The following is an 18661-nucleotide window of genomic DNA, read 5'->3' on the forward strand; positions in this document are numbered from 1 at the left end:
CAATGAAGCATATCGTCAAGAACATCCATTTCGTAGGTATCGGCGGGGTCGGCATGAGCGGCATCGCCGAGGTCCTGCTGAACCTGGGCTACAAGGTCTCCGGCTCCGACATGGGCAGCAATGCTGCCACGCGGCGCCTGGCCTCGCTCGGCGCACGCGTTTGCCACGGCCACGATGCCGCCAACGTGGAAGGCGCCAATGCCGTGGTGGTATCCACCGCGGTGAGCAATGACAACCCCGAAGTACTGGCTGCACGGGCCAAGCGCATTCCCGTGGTGCCGCGCGCCGTGATGCTGGCCGAGCTGATGCGCCTGAAGCAGGGCGTCGCGATTGCCGGCACGCATGGCAAGACCACCACCACGAGCCTGGTGGCTTCGGTGCTGGCCGAAGGCGGGCTCGATCCCACGTTCGTGATCGGCGGCCGCCTCAATTCGGCTGGCGCGAATGCACGCCTGGGTACCGGCGACTTCATCGTGGCCGAGGCCGATGAATCCGATGCGTCGTTCCTGAACCTGTTCCCGGTGATGGAAGTCATCACCAATATCGACGCCGACCACATGGACACCTACGGGCACGACTTTGCCCGGCTCAAGCAGGCGTTCGTGGAGTTCACGCAGCGCCTGCCGTTCTATGGCATCGCGGTGCTGTGCGTCGATGATCCGAACGTGCGCGAGATCCTGCCGTTCGTGTCCAAGCCCGTGGTGCGCTACGGCTTTGCCGAGGATGCCCAGATCCGCGCGATCAATGCGCGGGCCGTCGATGGCCAGATGCATTTCACCGTGCTGCGCCAGCTGAATGGCCACGCCGAGCCGCCGCTGGACATTGTGCTGAACCTGCCCGGCGACCACAACGTGCAGAACGCGCTGGCCGCGATCGCGATTGCCACGGAACTGGAAGTACCGGATGCCGCCATCGTGAAGGCGCTGCGTGAATTCCACGGCGTGGGCCGCCGCTTCCAGCGCTACGGCGAGGTGGCCACGCCCGACGGCGCCGGCACCTTCACGCTGGTTGATGACTATGGTCACCATCCGGTGGAAATGGCCGCCACGCTGGCCGCCGCGCGCGGCGCGTTCCCTGGCCGCCGCCTGGTGCTGGCGTTCCAGCCGCATCGCTTCACGCGGACGCGCGACTGCTTCGAGGATTTCGTAAAGGTGCTTGGTACCGTCGACGCACTGCTGCTGGGCGAGGTCTACGCCGCCGGCGAGGCGCCGATCGTGGCGGCCGACGGGCGCGCCATGACCCGCGCGCTGCGGGTGGCCAACAAGGTGGAACCCGTTTTTGTCGAACAGATTGAAGACATGCCGCAGTCGATCCTGAATGCCGTGCGACCTGGCGATGTGGTCGTGACGATGGGCGCCGGTTCGATCGGCGCCGTACCGGGACAACTGGTCTCGCACCAGACCGGAGGCCAGCAATGAGCTTCGTGGCCAATCCCAATATCGATCCGAAATCGCTGGGCAAGGTTGGCGTGCTGCTGGGCGGACGCTCGGCCGAGCGCGAGATCTCGCTGATGTCCGGCAACGGCGTGCTGGCGGCGCTGCAGGCGCGCGGCGTGGATGCCCATCCGTTCGACCCGGCGCTGCAGTCGGTGGCCGAACTGGCCGCGGCAAAGTTCGACCGCGTTTTCATCGCGCTGCACGGCCGTTACGGCGAGGACGGCACGATGCAGGGCCTGCTCGAACAGCTGGGCGTGCCCTATACGGGTAGCGGCGTGCTGGCTTCGGCGTTGTCCATGGACAAGCAGGCAACCAAGCGGTTGTGGATGACGCACGGCCTGGCCACCCCGCGCTTTGCGATGCTGCACGCCGACACCGATTTCGACGCAGTGGTCAGGGATCTTGGCCTGCCGCTGATCGTCAAGCCGGCCCGCGAAGGCTCGTCGATCGGCCTGACCAAGGTCACAGCCGCGGACCAGATGCGCGACGCATTCGAGAAAGCGGCAGGGCTCGATGCCGACGTCATTGCCGAGACGTTCATCGACGGCGCCGAGCTGACTTGCCCGGTCGTGGGCGAGGGTTCGACAGCCGAAGCACTGCCGGTAATCAAGATTGTCGCGCCCGAGTCGAACTACGACTATCAAAATAAGTACTTTACTGACGTTACCCAATACCTGTGCCCCTCAACTTTGCCTGAGGCGCTCGAGAACGAAGTGCGCGCCCTGGCGGTCGAAGCATTCCGCGTATTGGGCTGCCGTGGCTGGGCCCGTGCCGACGTAATGCTGACACGCGATGGCAAGCCGTACCTGCTTGAAATGAATACGTCCCCGGGCATGACCAGCCATTCGCTCGTGCCGATGGCGGCGCGTGCGCAGGGCATCAGCTACGAGGACTTCGCGATGCAGGTGCTGGCCCTGGCCACGCTCGACCTGCATCCGAACGAACACTGGAAACCCGAGTAACCGCAAGACAACCGGCAATACGCCTGACTGACGAACATGTGGCAAAACGCGCGCCTGCTTAACCTGATCGCCTCAGCGCTATACGCGCTGGTGGCGCTCATGGCGCTCGGCGCCGGCCTGCTGTGGCTGGCGCAACGGCCTGTGTTCGCCATCACCCATGTGGAACTGACATCGATGGGTGGCGGTCAGTTGCGGCACGTGAATGCGCCGAGCGTACGCGCCAATGCGCTGGGCAAGCTGTCGGGCAATTTCTTCACGCTGGATCTCAACGCCGCGCGCCAGGCTTTTGAATCGGTGCCGTGGGTGCGCCATGCCAGCGTGCGGCGCGAATGGCCGAACGGCCTCGCGGTGCAGGTGGAAGAGCACGAAGCCCTTGGCACCTGGGGCGGCGCGGACAGCGGCAGGCTGATCAACACCTATGGCGAGGTGTTCGTGGCCAATACCGCCGAGGCCGAAGAGGATGCCCAGCTGCTGGCGCTGGACGGGCCGCCGGACAGCGAGGAAGACGTGGTCGGGAAGCTCGAGATCATGCGTGAGTGGTTCAAGCCGATCAAGGTCGAACCGCTGGCGGTGGCGTTGTCGGGGCGCTATGCGTGGCGCGCCAGGTTGTCCAACGGCATGGTGATCGAGTTCGGGCGCGAGCAGACCGACGAGGACCGGACGGCGATGGAAGCGCGGGTCAAGCGCTTCGTGGCGTCGTGGCCGCAGCTGACGGAGCAATGGGGCAAGCAGATCGAGTATGCCGATCTGCGCTACCCGAACGGTTTCGCGATCCGCACGGCCAGCGTGCGCTTCCTGACCGATGCGCAGGCAGCCGCCGCAGCCAAGGCCGCGGCCAAGGCGGCGGGCGCGGCAACCCCACAGGCGGCTTCGGCCGGTAACACCAACAACAATCCGACGCGACTCAAGAGTAAGAACGCGGAGAAAACTCGATGAGCAAGGAATACAAGGACCTACTGGTCGGTCTCGATATCGGCACCTCGAAGGTGGCGGCCGTGGTGGCGGAACTGCGCCCCGACGGCAGCTATGAGGTCATCGGGATGGGCCAGTCCGAGTCCAAGGGTCTGAAGAAGGGGGTCGTGGTCAACATCGAGGCCACCGTGCAGTCGATCCAGCGTGCGCTGGAGGAGGCCGAACTGATGGCCGACTGCAAGATTGCCGAGGTGTTCACGGGCATCGCCGGCAGCCACATCCGCAGCTTCAATTCCAGCGGCATGGTGGCAATCAAGGACAAGGAAGTCACGCAGACCGACGTGGCCCGCGTGATCGAAACCGCCAAGGCGGTGAATATCCCGACCGACCAGCAGATCCTGCACATCCTGACGCAGGAATTCATCATCGACGGCCAGGAAGATGTGCGCGAGCCCATCGGCATGAGCGGCATCCGCCTGGAAGTGAAGGTGCATATCGTCACTGGCGCGGTCAGCGCGGCCCAGAACATCGTCAAGTGCGTGCGCCGCTGCGGCCTGGAAGTGCACGACCTGATCCTGCAGCCGCTGGCATCGAGCCTGGCCGTGCTGACTGAGGACGAGAAGGAACTGGGCGTGGTGCTGGTCGATATCGGCGGCGGCACCACCGACATCGCCATCTTCAGCGAAGGTGCGATCCGCCATACGGCGGTGATCCCCATTGCCGGCGACCAGATCACCAACGATATCGCCATGGCACTGCGCACGCCGACGCCGGACGCCGAGGATATCAAGATGCAGTACGGCATCGCCAAGCAGGCGATCGCCGATCCGGAAGACATGATCGAGGTGCCTGGCGTAGGCGACCGCGGCACGCGCACGCTGAGCCGCCAGGCGCTGGCCGCGGTGATCGAGCCGCGTATCGAGGAACTCTATTCGCTGGTGCACCAGGTGGTGCGCGAATCGGGTTACGAGGAATTGCTGTCGTCGGGCGTGGTGATTACCGGCGGTACGGCGATGATGCCGGGCATGGTGGAACTGGGTGAGGACATCTTCCTGAAGCCCGTGCGAGTGGGTGTGCCCGAGTATCGCGGCAACCTGCACGAGGTGGTGAAGAGCCCGCGCTATTCCACGGTGATGGGTTTGCTGCAGGAAGGCTGCGTGCAACGCATGCGTGGCCGCAAGGTGGCCGTGCAGAGCGGGCAGGTCAAGCAGGTATGGACCCGCATGAAGGAATGGTTTGTCGGCAACTTCTGATGCCGGAATGTGTCAGCTAGGTTTGGCGCAACGTATTTCAAACGGTTTTATTGGCTAGTAGTTCTTTGATGGTTTTTTGTTCAGAAACCAAGGGTTGCGGCGGGGAGGCTGCAGCGTTTGGGGACTGATTCTTCTCGGAGGCAGTGATGGACTTTGACATGATCGAAACGGAGATTCAGGACGGCACCATCATCAAGGTGGTGGGCGTGGGTGGCGCGGGCGGCAACGCCGTGCAGCACATGATCAGCCGTGGTGTGCAGGGCGTGGAATTCATTTGCATGAACACCGACGCCCAGGCACTGAAGCGCTCGACGGCGTCGCGCGTCCTGCAGCTCGGCAATTCGGGTCTGGGTGCCGGCGCCAAGCCGGAAGTGGGTCGCAACTGCGCTGAAACGGCGCGCGAGCAGATTGCCGATTCCCTGCGCGGTGCGCACATGGTCTTCATCACTGCCGGCATGGGCGGCGGTACCGGTACCGGTGCCGCGCCGATCGTGGCGCAGGTGGCCAAGGAAATGGGCATCCTGACCGTGGGCGTGGTCAGCAAGCCGTTCGAGTTCGAAGGTGCGCGTCGCGCCAAGGTGGCCGAACATGGTTCGAGCGAGCTGGAGTCGTCGGTGGATTCGCTGATCGTTGTGCTCAACGAGAAGCTGTTCGAAGTCATGGGCGACGACGCCGAGATGGACAAGTGCTTCCAGTGCGCCGACGACGTGCTGCATAACGCCGTGGCCGGCATTGCCGAAATCATCAATGTCGACGGTCTCGTGAACGTCGACTTCGAAGACGTGAAGACGGTGATGGGCGAGCAGGGCAAGGCCATGATGGGCACGGCGACCGTGTCCGGCGTGGACCGCGCCCGCCTGGCGGCCGAGCAGGCCGTGGCCAGCCCGCTGCTGGAAGGCGTGGACCTGTCCGGCGCGCGTGGCGTGCTGGTCAACATCACGGCCAGCCGTTCGCTGAAGCTGTCGGAAACCAAGGAAGTCATGAACACGATCCGCAGCTATGCCGCGGAGGATGCGACCGTGATCTTCGGTACGGTGTACGACGATTCGATGAGCGACGCGCTGCGCGTGACCGTGGTGGCCACGGGCCTGGGCCGTTCGGCCAAGAAGCAGCAGCCGATGACGCTGCTGAAGACCGGCACGGACAACATCCCGGTGCAGATGATGGCAGGCCTGACCGCTGCCCCGTCGCATGCCGCGCCGGACTACAGCAACCTGGATACCCCGGCAGTGTGGCGCAGTTCGCGTGAGTCGGCATCGGCCCACGTGGCGGCGCTGCAGGAGAAGGGTGTGGACACGTACGACATCCCGGCCTTCCTGCGCAAGCAGGCAGACTGAGTGGGCGCCGGCAGGGCAGCGGCAACAGTCGCGCGCCTGGCAGGTTGTTCAAGGTCCGATCCGCGTCGCCCGAGCGCTCCCTATCCGCTCGGCCAACGCCTGGACTGACGCAACCCGTCAGCGTGCCCGGCTGTGCTGTGCCCGTGCCATACGTAGTCCATCGCATCCCGTTGCCGGGGTAGGCAGGCCATCGGCCGCCTCCCCGGACTGGTTTCCCGCCCCCCCGGTTGCGGGATGTCTCCGTCCGCGCGGCGCGTCTATCCAGACGCGCCGCGTGGCGTTTCCAAGGCAAGGTATTTCCTGCTGCACCTGCGATCCGTCCCGCTTGGTTGCGACGGCATCCGCCCCTATGATGCATGCAGGGTTTTTCCTGAGAGGACAGATTTCCATGATCGCAGTTGGCCAGCGCGTCCCGGACGCCACGTTGTACGAGTTCTTTGAAACCGAAGCCGGCGGATGCTCGCTGGGTCCCAATGCGTTCCCGGTTGCCGAACTGGTCAAGGGCAAGAAGATCGTCGTGTTCGGACTGCCCGGTGCGTTCACGCCGACCTGCTCGGCCAAGCACGTGCCCGGCTACCTGAAGCTCAACGACGCGCTGCGCGCCGCTGGTGTGGACGAAGTCTGGTGCCACTCGGTCAACGACGCGTTCGTGATGGGGGCCTGGGGCCGTGAGCAGAAGGCCGGCGGCAAGGTGCGCATGATGGCCGATGGCGCGGCGCAATGGGCCAAGGGCCTCGGTCTGGACCAGGACTTGAGCCAGCGCGGACTTGGTGTACGGGCCAAGCGCTATGCCATGGTGATCGACGACGGTGTGGTCTCGCACCTGTTTGTCGAGGAGCCGGGCGAATTCAAGGTCAGCAGCGCCGAAGCTGTATTGGAAGCGTTGCGCGCCTGACACGAAGCGTGTCTGTTAAGTGGCTTATTGGGCTCTCCATTAACAATGCCTAACACCCCGACACAAAGTGGTGCAGCGCAATACACCGAGTGGTGGTAGTATCGCGTTATTGGTTTTTAAGCCCAATAGCTTTTAATAATAGTTGAGGCCGTCATGCTCAAACAGCGCACTATCAAATCCCTGGTGAAGACGGTCGGCATTGGTTTGCACTCGGGTCGCAAGGTGACGCTGTCGCTGAGGCCCGCTCCCGCCGATGCCGGCATCGTCTTCACCCGCGTCGACCTGCCGGAACCGGTGGAGATTCCCGCCGCCGCCTCGGCCATCGGCGATACGCGCCTGGCTTCGGTGCTGCAGAAGAACGGCGCGCGCGTTTCCACGGTCGAGCACTTGATGTCGGCTTGCGCCGGTCTCGGTATCGACAATCTCTATGTCGATGTGGACGCCGAGGAAATTCCGATCATGGACGGCAGCGCCGCGTCGTTCGTGTTCCTGCTGCAGTCGGCCGGTATTGAAGAGCAACCGGCGGCCAAGCGCTTCATTCGCGTAAAGAAGGCCGTCGAAGTGCGCGAGGGCGACAAGCTGGCCCGGCTCGAGCCGTTCTTCGGTTTCAAGCTCGCGTTCACGATCGACTTCCGCCATCCGGCTGTCGACAAGACCGGCCAGACGTTCTCGATCGATTTTGCCGACACCAGCTACGTGCGCGAGATTGCCCGTGCCCGTACGTTCGGTTTTGCCCATGAAGTGGAAGCGCTGCGCGAAATGGGCCTGGCCCGTGGCGGTAGCCTCGACAATGCGATCGTGCTCGACGAGCACCGCATGCTGAACAACGAGGAACTGCGCTATGGCGATGAGTTCGTGCGCCACAAGATTCTCGACGCCATCGGCGACCTGTACGTGGTGGGCCATCCGCTGATCGGCTCGTACATCGCCCACAAGTCGGGCCATGGCCTGAACAACCAGCTGCTGCGTGCGCTGCTGGCGGACCAGGAAGCCTACGAATTCGTAACCTTCGACAAGGTCGAGGAAGCCCCGGTGGCTTTCCTGCCGCAGGTGCAGCCAGCCTTCGCCTGATCGACGTCAAGCATCAAGCAAAAACCCCGCGACTCGCAAGAGCGCGGGGTTTTTTAGTCTGGTACTTGTAGCCGTTGTTATGCGCACCCCTCGCCCACGCAGTGGGAGAGGGGTGGGGGAGAGGGCAAAGCGGTTCAAAATGCGACCAACGCATCTTGATGCGCTGGCCCTCTCCCCCGGCCCCTCTCCCGCGTTGCGGGCGAGGGGAGCAAATCAACACACCCTACCGATCTACCGATGCCGGGCCAGCAAGGCCTCCACCGCATCCCGCAATGGCGATGCCTCGAGGTTGTGGGCAAGCTCATCCATGCTTTGCAGTCCGTTGGCAGGGATGTTCGCACCACGCGGCTTGCGCTCAACCGGACCGGTGTCCCAGTCTGCGCGGCCTACCTCGGGTTGTACCCGCACACGGATTGCAGTAACCTTCGAGCCACGTTGTTGCAACCGGGAAAGTAGTGTCGGCACCACCTGTCGAACCCGCGCCGCCGCCGCGCCATGGGCGGCCAGCAACAGCAGCGTCTGCTCCGTTTGCGGTCCCCGGCCGTCGGTCTTGATACCGGCAACGGCAATCCCGGCCCGCATTGCTGGTGGCAGCAGCGCAAAGACTTCCGCTTCCAGTGACGCCAGTTGCCGTGCCGTCTGCATCAGTGCAGAAACCGGCCCGGCCTTGGCCAGCCAGTCGTTGAGTGGCTTGGCTGAAGGTGTCTGGAAAGCGTGGTGGGTGAACAAGCGCATGCACGCATTCTAGCGCGCAATCCCTGCCCGTCCGAGAGCCGGGATGCGATGCCTGCATGCACACCGGAGCCGTGTGGCTCCGTCTTGGGGATGGGAAGGTCATGCAAATCATCGTGCTGCATCCGCGCGAGCCGCGGGTATTCCGTTTTCAGTTGACACGCGTGCGCGTGACGCTGCTCGCCATTGCGCTTTGCCTGTTGGTGGCGGCCGCTTCGTCGGGACTGACGTGGCTGGTGGCGCGCAACCAGGCGGCGCCCGAACTGTCGCGCCAGGCACGCGACAATACTTACCTGCGTGAGAACCTTGCCGTGATGGCTGCCCACCTGGGCGAGCTGCAGGCCCGCATGGTGCGACTCGACGCACTCGGCGAACGGGTCTCCGGCATGGTCGGGATCGCGCCCCAGGAGTTCGATTTCCGCCATCGCCCGGCACGCGGCGGCCCGGCCAGCCCGGCGTTGTCCAGCGACCTGACGCTGCCCGAACTGCGCGACGAACTTGCGCGGCTGGGCGAGCAGGCCGACCATCGCGCCGACTATTTCGATGTCATCGAGACCGCACTGATGGACCGGCTACTACGCGAACGCCGCCAGCCCAGCGTGATGCCGGTGGCAGCGGGCTACGACGGATCGGGCTTCGGCACGCGTCTCGACCCGTTCACTGGCCGGCGCACCCGGCACGAAGGCGTGGACTTTGTCGCGCCATCCGGCACACCGATCCTGGCTGCAGCGGGTGGCGTGGTGGTGGCATCCGAATGGCATCCCGAGTACGGCAACATGATCGATATCGATCACGGCGACGGGCTCAAGACACGTTACGCGCATGCGTCGAAAGCGCTGGTAAAGGCAGGTGACCTGGTGCGCCCGGGCCAGCTGATCGGGCGAGTGGGCAGTACCGGCAGGTCCACGGGCGCACACCTGCATTTCGAGGTGCATGTGAACGGCATACCGCGCAACCCGGGCGCATTCCTGAGCGCGGCGGCGCCTGCGCCCGCCCAGGCACCGCTGGCGGCCGCGCCGGTACCCACGGACCGCTCGGCGATTCGCTGAACCCCACACATGGGGGCAATGCGGAACATTGAAGCTGGCCCGGCTGTCCCAACCTGCTGAGCACGCCGCCAGGCAACTGGACCAGGCATGTTGCACATGTGCAGAATCTGTGCTGGCAACACGCCCGGTCAGGACATCGGCACATGATAAACTCGGCGTTTCGCGCCAATCTACCCATACCTCGTGCTGGTCCTGCCCAGGCAGGGCGTCAGCGCAGGTGAAAGCACTCGATGATCACGGGCCTTCTCAAGAAAGTCTTCGGCAGCCGCAACGAACGGCTGATCAAACAATATCTTCGCACGGTCGTGCAGATCAACGCGTTGGAGCCGAAGTTCGAAGCGCTTTCGGACGACGAGCTGCGTGGCATGACCGAGACGTTCCGTCAGCGCCACGCGGGCGGCGAATCGCTTGAAGCGCTGCTTCCCGAGGCCTTTGCCGTCTGCCGCGAGGCCAGCAAGCGCGTCATGAAGATGCGCCATTTCGACGTCCAGATGATCGGCGGCATGGTGCTGAACGACAACAAGATCGCCGAAATGCGCACCGGCGAAGGCAAGACGCTGACCGCCACGCTGGCCGTGTACCTCAATGCATTGACCGGCAAGGGCGTGCACGTGGTGACGGTGAACGACTACCTGGCCCAGCGCGATGCCGAGTGGATGGGGCGCCTGTACAACTTCCTGGGCCTGTCGGTGGGTGTGAACCTGTCGCAGATGCCGCATGACCAGAAGCAGGTGGCCTACAACTCGGACATCACCTACGGCACCAATAACGAGTTCGGCTTCGACTATCTGCGCGACAACATGGTCTACGACCCGTCGCAGCGCGTGCAGCGGCCGCTGCACTACGCGATCGTCGACGAAGTGGACTCGATCCTGGTCGATGAAGCGCGTACGCCGCTGATCATCTCGGGTCAGGCCGAGAACCAGACCGACCTCTACCAGCGCATGAACGGCATTCCGAAGCTGCTGGAGCGCCAGATCGGCGAGGAAAAGGCGGACGGCACCGGCGTCGAGAAGCCGGGCGACTACTACGTCGACGAGAAGGGCCATCAGGTCTACCTGACCGAGGCCGGCCACGAGAAGGCCGAGCAGATCCTGGCCGCCCAGGGCCTGATCAGCGAGGGCGAGTCGCTCTACGCGCCGCAGAACATCACGCTGATGCATCATCTGTACGCTGCCCTGCGTGCGCAAAGCCTGTTCCATCGCGACCAGCACTATGTGGTGCAGAACGACGAAGTGGTGATCGTCGATGAATTCACGGGCCGCCTGATGACGGGCCGCCGCTGGTCCGACGGCCTGCACCAGGCCGTGGAAGCCAAGGAAGGCGTGACGATCCAGCAGGAAAACCAGACGCTGGCCACGATCACGTTCCAGAACTACTTCCGCATGTACGAGAAGCTGGCCGGCATGACCGGTACAGCCGACACCGAAGCCTACGAATTCCAGGAAATCTACGGCCTGGAAGTGGTGGTGATCCCGACCAACCGCCAGGCCCAGCGCAAGGACCTGCAGGACCAGATCTACAAGACGTCGAAGGAGCGCTACGACGCCGTGGTACGCGATATCCGCGACTGCTTCGAGCGCGGCCAGCCGGTGCTGGTGGGTACCACGTCGATCGAGACTTCCGAATACCTGTCGGACCTGCTGAACAAGGAAAAGCTGCCGCACCAGGTGCTGAACGCCAAGCAGCATGAGCGCGAAGCCGAAATCGTGGCCCAGGCAGGCCGTCCGAAGATGATCACGATCGCCACCAACATGGCCGGCCGTGGTACCGACATCGTGCTTGGCGGCAATGTCGAGAAGCAGTCGGGCTTTATCGAAGCCGACGCGGGCCTGTCGGATGCCGAGAAGGCCGCGAAGATCGACCATCTCAAGAACGAATGGCAGTCCCTGCACGAGCAGGTCAAGGCGGCCGGTGGCCTGCATATCGTGGGTACCGAGCGTCATGAATCGCGCCGGATCGACAACCAGCTGCGCGGCCGTGCCGGCCGCCAGGGTGACCCGGGTTCGTCGCGCTTCTACTTGTCGCTGGACGACCAGTTGCTGCGTATCTTTGCCGGCGACCGCGTGCGCGCGATCATGGAACGCCTGAAGATGCCAGAGGGCGAGCCGATCGAGGCCGGTATCGTGACGCGCTCGATCGAATCGGCGCAGCGCAAGGTGGAAGGCCGCAACTTCGATATCCGCAAGCAGCTGCTGCAGTACGACGATGTGTCCAACGACCAGCGCAAGGAAATCTACAAGCTTCGTAACGACGTGCTCGAAGCCCAGGATGTTGGCGACATGGTGGCCAACCTGCGTGAGAGCGTAATCATCGAACTGTTCCGCGACCATGTGCCTGCGGAGAGCATGGAAGAGCAGTGGGATATCGTCGGCCTGGAGCAGCGCCTGCGTGACGACTGGAGCCTGGAAGTACCGCTGGCCAAGACCATCGAGGGCGCGCAGAGCATCGAGGACGATGAACTGCTGAACCTGATCCTGTCGACGGCGCGTGAGACCTACGACGCCAAGGTAGGCCAGGTAGGCCGCGAGTCGTTTGCCGGCTTCGAGCGCTCGGTGATGCTGCAAAGCATCGACACCCATTGGCGTGAACACCTGGCCGCGCTCGATCACCTGCGCCAGGGCATTCATCTGCGCGGCTACGCGCAGAAGGATCCGAAGCAGGAATACAAGCGCGAGTCGTTCGAACTGTTTGCGCGCCTGCTCGACGTGATCAAGAGCGAAGTCACGCGCGTGGTGTTCAACGTGCAGATCCAGTCGCCGGAGCAGCTTGAACAGGCGTCCGAGCAGATCGAGGAAGGTCTTTCGCACCTAGAGAACGTGCAGTACAAGCATGACGAGTTTGCCGAAGGTGCCGAACCCGTGGAGCGCGCGTCGCCGCGCAGCAGCACGGCAGCCGCCGCGATGGCGGCCATGGGCGGCGGCGATGTGGAATTCGCCGGCATGCCCAAGGTTGGCCGCAACGATCCGTGCCCGTGCGGATCGGGCAAGAAGTTCAAGCAGTGCCACGGCAAGCTGAGCTGAACGCAAGCCGCAACTGCCGGTGAGCGTGCGGATGTGACGCACGACACCGACCATGTACCAGGACATGCCCGCTTGATCTGTGTATCAAGCGGGCATGTTCGTCAGATGCACCAGAGATCAGAGACGATCAGAGAATTCGAGGAAACGAACATGCCCGTGAACCTGCCACTGCCCCAGGCAGAAAACCTGAAATCCGTCGCTGGAGTCGAACTCGGCTGGGCCGAGGGTGGCATCCGCAAGGCCAATCGCAAGGACGTGCTCGTGGTGAAGGTGGCCGAGGGCAGCACGGCGGCTGGCGTGTTCACGCAGAACCGTTTTTGCGCGGCACCGGTCCAGGTCTGCCGCGAGCATCTGGCCGCGGGCGCAGGCATCCGCGCACTCGTGGTCAACACGGGCAATGCCAATGCGGGTACCGGTGAGCCGGGCCTGGCCGCGGCGCGCGCCACCTGCGAAGCGCTGGCGAAGCAGCTCGGTATTGCCGCGAACCAGGTCTTGCCGTTTTCGACGGGCGTGATCCTGGAGCAATTGCCGGTGGATCGCCTGACCGCCGCGCTGCCGGCGGCAATCGCCAATGCGCGCGCCGATAACTGGCTGGCCGCCGCCGAATCGATCATGACCACCGATACGCAGCCCAAGGCGGCATCGCGCACGGTGCAGATCGACGGCAAGACCGTGACGCTGTCGGGTATCAGCAAGGGTGCCGGCATGATCCGCCCGAACATGGCAACGATGCTCGGCTTTATCGCCATGGACGCCGCCGTGGCCCAGCCGGTGCTGCAGAAGCTGGTGGCGCATGCGGCCGACCACTCGTTCAACAGCATCACGATCGATGGCGATACGTCGACCAATGACTCGTTCGTGCTGATTGCCTCGGGCAAGTCGGGTGCCAATGTCAGCACCGCCGAAGGTCCGGCGTTCGAAGCGCTGCGCGATGCGGTGACCGCACTGGCCCAGGAGCTGGCGCAGATGATCGTGCGCGATGGCGAAGGCGCCACCAAGCTGATGACGATCCGCGTCGAAGGCGGCAAGGATGTGGCCGAGTGCCGCCAGATCGCCTATGCCGTGGCGCATTCCCCGCTGGTCAAGACTGCGTTCTATGCGTCGGACCCCAATCTTGGCCGCATCCTGGCGGCAATCGGCTATGCCGGTGTGAACGACCTCGATGTCGACCGCGTGAACCTGTGGCTCGACGACGTCTGGGTGGCACGCGATGGCGGCCGCAACCCCGAGTATCGTGAAGAAGACGGCCAGCGCGTGATGAAGCAGGCCGAGATCACCGTCCGTATCGCCCTGGGCCGTGGCAATGCCGAGGCCACCGTGTGGACCTGCGACCTCTCGCACGACTACGTGTCGATCAACGCCGACTACCGTTCGTAATTCGAAAAGAAGCGCCCCATGTCCGATCTTGCTACCCGCCTCGATGGTTTCCTTGCCCGTCTTGAACAATGGCTGCCGCCGGAATTGACCGACGCGGACTGGAAGGAGGCGGTAGCGTTTCGCTGGCGCAAGCGGCAAAGCCTGTTTGGCAATATCGGCTATCTGCAGGCAATTCGCCAGTTGCCGCCGATCCATCTGAACGATCTGAAGAACATTGATCGACAGAAGGATTCGATCGTGGCCAATACGCGGCAGTTCGTGAAGAACCTGCCCGCCAACAACGTGCTGCTGACCGGCGCGCGTGGCACCGGCAAGTCGTCCCTGATCAAGGCGATCCTGAACGAATTCGTGCAGGATGGCTTGCGTCTGGTGGAAGTCGACAAGGACGATCTGGGCGACCTCGGCGATATCGTTGAAAAACTTGCATCGCGTCCGGAACGCTTCGTGGTTTTCTGCGATGACCTGTCGTTCGAGGAAGGCGAATCGGGCTACAAGTCGCTGAAATCGGCGCTCGACGGCTCGGTGGCGGCGCAATCGGACAACGTGCTGATCTATGCCACGTCGAACCGGCGCCATTTGTTGCCCGAGTACATGAAGGACAACGAGACCTACCACCACACGGCCGATGGCGAGATCCATCCGGGCGAGGTGGTGGAAGAGAAGATCTCGCTGTCGGAGCGCTTTGGCCTGTGGCTGTCGTTTTATCCGCCGAAGCAGGATGAGTACCTGGCCATCGTGGGCCACTGGCTCTCGCATTTCGGTTGCACGCCGACCGATATCGAGGCGGCGCGCGGTGATGCACTGGTGTGGGCCCTGGAGCGCGGATCGCGCTCGGGTCGCGTGGCGTGGCAATTTGCGCGCGACTGGGGTGGCAAGCATGGCAAGCCGTTCATTGCGGACAAGGAATAATCGGGCATGACTGGTCAGGTGGAAACCGTGACAACGGCCGACGGGCAGACGCGCAAGGTCACCGAAGTGGCGGTTGGCGTAATGATCCAGCCCGACGGCCGTTTCCTGCTGGCACAGCGCCCGGCGGGCAAGCCGTACGAAGGTTACTGGGAATTCCCGGGCGGCAAGCTGGAGCCGGGGGAGTCCGTGGAGGCCGCGCTGGCGCGCGAGCTGCACGAGGAGCTCGGGCTCGATATCGTGCACAGCGAACGCTGGCACACGCTGGAACATGACTATCCGCATGCCTATGTGCGGCTGTATTTCTGCAAGATCACCGACTGGCGCGGCGACCCGGTCGGCCGCGAAGGCCAGGCGTTTGCGTGGCAGGCGGTGCCCGTGGATGTGGGGCCGCTGCTACCGGCGACGATCCCGGTCGTCGACTGGCTGGCCGAGGAATCGCGCGGCAGCTGAATGTAGTAAGAAAAGCCCGGCTTTGGCCGGGCTTTTTTTTTGCAACCAACCAGCCAACCAACACGAATCAGGAGGCTCAATGCAACGTGTCGATCGTATCGATGACGCCGTTTCGCTGCCCGAACTGACGCTACGGGGCATCATCCTTGGTGCCTTGATCACGGTGGTCTTCACCGCTTCCAATATCTATCTTGGCCTCAAGGTCGGGCTCACGTTCTCGTCGGCGATCCCGGCCGCCGTGATCTCGATGGCCGTGCTGCGACTGTTCCCGCGCGCGAACATCCTTGAGAACAATATGGTGCAGACGCAGGCATCGGCTGCCGGCACCTTGTCGTCGATCATCTTTATCCTGCCGGGCCTGGTCATGCTGGGGCACTGGCAGGGGTTTCCATTCTGGCAGACGCTGGCGATCTGCGCGGCCGGGGGCATGCTGGGCGTGATCTTCAGCATTCCGCTGCGCCATGCGATGGTGGTGCAGAGCGATCTGCCATACCCCGAAGGCGTGGCGGCAGCCGAGATCCTGCGCGTGGGCAGCGCCGGCCAGGATGCCACGGGCAAGCAGCAGGCAACCGGCATGGCCGACCTGCTGGCCGGTGGGGTGGCTGCGGGCCTGTTCAGCTTTGCGGCGGGCGGCCTGCGCGTACTGGCTGAAGGCGCGAACGCGTGGTTCGCGGTGGGCGCATCGGTGGTACGGCTGTCGATGGGATTTTCGCTGGCGCTGGTGGGGGCGGGCTATCTGGTCGGCATTGTCGGCGGGCTGGCCATGTTGCTTGGACTGGTGCTGACCTGGGGCATCGCGGTGCCGTGGCTGACCGCGGTGACTCCCATGCCGTCGGGCGCGACGTTGCAGAGCTTCGGCACGTCGGTCTGGAGCTCGCAGGCACGCTTTATTGGCGCTGGCACGATTGGCATCGCGGCGATCTGGACGCTTGGCACGTTGTTCAAGCCGATGGTGCAGGGCGTGCGGGCCTCGATGGGAGCCCTGCGCGGCGGTGCGGCTGGCCCGGGCGGTCAGATGCCGCGTACGCAGCGTGACATGCCGGCGCTATGGATCGGCGTCATCACGCTGGTGCTGCTGGTAGTGCTGGCGCTGACATTTGCCCATTTCCTCGCACCTGCGCCGCTCAAAGCCAGCGCGCAGTGGAGGCTTGTCGCTTGCGCGGTGCTGTTCGCATTCGTGTTCGGCTTCCTGGTGGCTGCCGCGTGCGGTTACATGGCCGGGCTGGTCGGCTCGTCGGCCAGTCCGATTTCGGGGATTGGCATCATTGCCGTGATTCTGGTCTCGCTGCTGATCCTGGGCCTGGGCACGCTCGATGGCCTGCTCGATACGCCTGCCGGCGGCAAGTTTGCGATCGCGCTGGCGATTTTCACCACGTCGGCCGTGGTGGCCGTGGCGTCGATCTCGAACGACAACCTGCAGGACCTGAAGACGGGCTGGCTGGTGGGCGCCACGCCGTGGCGCCAGCAGGTTGCCTTGCTGATTGGCTGTGTGGTCGGCGCGGCGGTGATTCCGCCAGTGCTTGAACTGCTCTACAACGCCTATGGTTTTGCCGGCGCATTGCCGCGCGCGGACATGGATCCCAACCAGGCACTCGCGGCACCGCAAGCCACGCTGATGACCGCGATTGCGACCGGCATTTTCACGCATCAGCTTAACTGGACCATGATCCTGATCGGCGTCGCCCTGGGCGTGGTGCTGATCTCGATCGACGAGATGCTGCGCAGGCGCGGCGGGACGGCGCGCCTGCCGGTGCTGGCCGTGGGTATTGGTATCTACCTGCCGCCGACGATCAGTTCGGCGCTGGTGGTGGGGGCGGTGTTGTCGTGGTGGCTGTTGCGCATGGAACGGCGACGCGCCGAAGCACGTGGCGACGACGTGAGGACCGTGCTCGATCACGCCGAACGGCGCGGCACACTGCTTGCGTCGGGGCTGATCGTCGGGGAAAGCCTGGTTGGCGTGGCATTGGCCGCGGTGATCGGCCTGTCGGGCAAGGAGGCACCGCTGGCGCTGGCCGGAGAAGGGTTTGCCGTCACGGCCCAATGGCTGGGTCTGGCTGCTTTTATTGCCGTGTGTATCGGATTCTGCCGCCGCGTGCTGGCGGCGCGGTGACTATGTGTTTGGGAGAAAATCCTCAGCTAGTCGTCTTCATCCGCCGGCAAATCCGGCGATGGGGTTTCGTCCGGCTTGCCGCCAATCACGTATTTTTCGGCGGCCCATGCGCCGAGATCGATCTGCTTGCAGCGATCGGAGCAGAACGGGCGGAACTTGTTTTCCGGCACCCAGGCTACATCCTTGCCACAGGTGGGACATTTGACGACGGCGGGCATCTGGGACTTCAGAAATTACAGAGCTTGAGCAGGAACGGAATGTCGGCGTCGACGGAGCGCGGTCGCATGTCGCCGTCCTGCTGGGTAAAGCGGACCCAGAGCATGTACTTGTTGGCGCTCATCTCGGGGATAAACGCCAGCAGCGACTCGTCCAGGTAGACCTGCATCAGCTGATAGCTGCGGCCCGAGAGCATTTGCTGATAGCTGCCGCCCGTTGCGATCACCTTGCCGCTTTGGCCAGATTCGCGCAGCAGGCGCAGCACGATCATCGCGCCCATGCGCAGCGAGGCCAGCGGTCGCGCCCACTTGAGGATATCGGCGCGCCGATCGTCGGCGGGCCGATGTTGCCAGGCAAAGTAGGCGGGAAGATCGAATTCGCAAGTGCCGCCGGGAATGATGGCGCGGCTGCGGATGCTGGTCAGCCACTCGTTGTCGGTCAGCAACTGGCCGGCCTTGCCAACGGTCTGGTTCAGCGCGGCGATGCCTTGCTCGATCTCGGTGATGACGCTGACCAGCGCATCCTGGTCGATCTGCGGATTCGCGCGCAGCGGGGCCAGGGCCTGGCGCTGGCGCTCGAGTTCCTTGATCAGGTCGGTCTTGAGATCGGCACGCCCGGCCACATCGATGATCTCGAAGATCGTGGTGATGGCAACGTGGTGCTGTAGCGGATGTTCCTGCCCGAGGAAATAATCCAGCCGATCGAACAGGTCTTCCAGGCGCAGGAGCGTCCTGATGCGTTCGTTGAAAGGATATTCGTACAGGATCAAGTCGGTATCCGGTGCTGCGCGCCGTGGCGGCGGTTCATTTCGGGCAAGGGCGCTTGTGCGGCCCGGTGCCGGTTTCCTCTGTGCAATGGTCGCGTTCGAGTCGCGGCGCAAGGGCCGAACATCATCACGCGTTGCACATTTGCATTTGCCGGCATGTTTC

Annotated in this window: 16 protein-coding genes; 13 read left to right on the plus strand and 3 right to left on the minus strand. The window is 63.9% G+C overall.

Features of this window, described 5'->3' with window-relative positions; translation table 11 throughout:
* Nucleotides 1-2: 2 nt before the first annotated feature.
* From murC to lpxC, 7 genes are all read left to right on the plus strand, one after another.
* Nucleotides 3-1418 carry a UDP-N-acetylmuramate--L-alanine ligase gene (murC, locus tag ACO550_RS32115; protein WP_315596415.1) on the plus strand — a complete coding sequence of 472 codons (1416 nt, stop codon included), beginning with the start codon at nucleotides 3-5 and terminating at the stop codon, nucleotides 1416-1418.
* Entirely contained in the window at nucleotides 1415-2398 is a 984-nt protein-coding gene (locus tag ACO550_RS32120) for a D-alanine--D-alanine ligase (RefSeq protein ID WP_315596414.1), read from the plus strand. Before murC ends, ACO550_RS32120 begins: the two co-directional genes overlap by 4 nt.
* A gap of 36 nt (nucleotides 2399-2434) precedes the next feature.
* Nucleotides 2435-3334, plus strand: a complete 900-nt coding sequence (locus ACO550_RS32125) for a cell division protein FtsQ/DivIB (RefSeq protein ID WP_315596413.1) — start codon at nucleotides 2435-2437, stop codon at nucleotides 3332-3334.
* Nucleotides 3331-4563 (plus strand): cell division protein FtsA, encoded by a 1233-nt coding sequence (gene ftsA, locus ACO550_RS32130; RefSeq protein WP_061955279.1) that lies wholly within the window; start codon nucleotides 3331-3333, stop codon nucleotides 4561-4563. Before ACO550_RS32125 ends, ftsA begins: the two co-directional genes overlap by 4 nt.
* 146 nt (nucleotides 4564-4709) lie before the next feature.
* Nucleotides 4710-5900 (plus strand): cell division protein FtsZ, encoded by a 1191-nt coding sequence (gene ftsZ / locus ACO550_RS32135; RefSeq protein ID WP_315596412.1) that lies wholly within the window; start codon nucleotides 4710-4712, stop codon nucleotides 5898-5900.
* 388 nt (nucleotides 5901-6288) lie between these two features.
* Nucleotides 6289-6795, plus strand: a complete 507-nt coding sequence (locus ACO550_RS32140; RefSeq protein WP_315596411.1) for a redoxin family protein — start codon at nucleotides 6289-6291, stop codon at nucleotides 6793-6795.
* Nucleotides 6796-6948: 153 nt separating this feature from the next.
* Nucleotides 6949-7866, plus strand: a complete 918-nt coding sequence (lpxC, locus tag ACO550_RS32145; protein ID WP_315596410.1) for a UDP-3-O-acyl-N-acetylglucosamine deacetylase — start codon at nucleotides 6949-6951, stop codon at nucleotides 7864-7866.
* Nucleotides 7867-8097: 231 nt separating this feature from the next.
* Here lpxC and ACO550_RS32150 read toward each other — a convergent pair whose 3' ends face one another.
* Nucleotides 8098-8601, minus strand: coding sequence for a DciA family protein (locus ACO550_RS32150; protein ID WP_315596409.1), 504 nt, complete (start codon nucleotides 8599-8601; stop codon nucleotides 8098-8100).
* A gap of 101 nt (nucleotides 8602-8702) precedes the next feature.
* Here ACO550_RS32150 and ACO550_RS32155 point away from each other — a divergent pair, with 101 nt between their 5' ends.
* From ACO550_RS32155 to ACO550_RS32180, 6 genes are all read left to right on the plus strand, one after another.
* Nucleotides 8703-9647 carry a peptidoglycan DD-metalloendopeptidase family protein gene (locus tag ACO550_RS32155; protein ID WP_315596408.1) on the plus strand — a complete coding sequence of 315 codons (945 nt, stop codon included), beginning with the start codon at nucleotides 8703-8705 and terminating at the stop codon, nucleotides 9645-9647.
* Nucleotides 9648-9877: 230 nt separating this feature from the next.
* Nucleotides 9878-12670, plus strand: coding sequence for a preprotein translocase subunit SecA (gene secA, locus ACO550_RS32160; RefSeq protein WP_315596407.1), 2793 nt, complete (start codon nucleotides 9878-9880; stop codon nucleotides 12668-12670).
* 150 nt (nucleotides 12671-12820) lie between these two features.
* Nucleotides 12821-14047, plus strand: coding sequence for a bifunctional glutamate N-acetyltransferase/amino-acid acetyltransferase ArgJ (gene argJ, locus ACO550_RS32165; protein WP_315596406.1), 1227 nt, complete (start codon nucleotides 12821-12823; stop codon nucleotides 14045-14047).
* An 18-nt stretch (nucleotides 14048-14065) separates the two neighbouring features.
* The gene (locus ACO550_RS32170) at nucleotides 14066-14956 is read left to right on the plus strand and encodes a DUF815 domain-containing protein (RefSeq protein ID WP_315596405.1); all 891 of its coding nucleotides are present in this window, start codon (nucleotides 14066-14068) and stop codon (nucleotides 14954-14956) included.
* A 6-nt stretch (nucleotides 14957-14962) separates the two neighbouring features.
* On the plus strand, nucleotides 14963-15406 hold the full coding sequence (locus tag ACO550_RS32175; RefSeq protein ID WP_315596404.1) for an NUDIX domain-containing protein: 444 nt from the start codon (nucleotides 14963-14965) through the stop codon (nucleotides 15404-15406).
* A 79-nt stretch (nucleotides 15407-15485) separates the two neighbouring features.
* Nucleotides 15486-17516: an OPT family oligopeptide transporter gene (locus ACO550_RS32180; RefSeq protein ID WP_315596403.1), complete on the plus strand. Its 2031-nt coding sequence runs from the start codon at nucleotides 15486-15488 to the stop codon at nucleotides 17514-17516.
* A 26-nt stretch (nucleotides 17517-17542) separates the two neighbouring features.
* Here the strand turns inward: ACO550_RS32180 and ACO550_RS32185 are convergent, their stop codons facing one another.
* Together ACO550_RS32185 and zapD are read right to left on the minus strand one after the other, a co-directional pair.
* Complete coding sequence (locus ACO550_RS32185) at nucleotides 17543-17734, minus strand: DNA gyrase inhibitor YacG (RefSeq protein WP_315596402.1); 192 nt, start codon at nucleotides 17732-17734, stop codon at nucleotides 17543-17545.
* 8 nt (nucleotides 17735-17742) lie between these two features.
* Nucleotides 17743-18501: a cell division protein ZapD gene (zapD, locus tag ACO550_RS32190; RefSeq protein ID WP_315596401.1), complete on the minus strand. Its 759-nt coding sequence runs from the start codon at nucleotides 18499-18501 to the stop codon at nucleotides 17743-17745.
* Nucleotides 18502-18661 lie beyond the last annotated feature (160 nt).

The organism is Cupriavidus sp. (assembly GCF_057315035.1).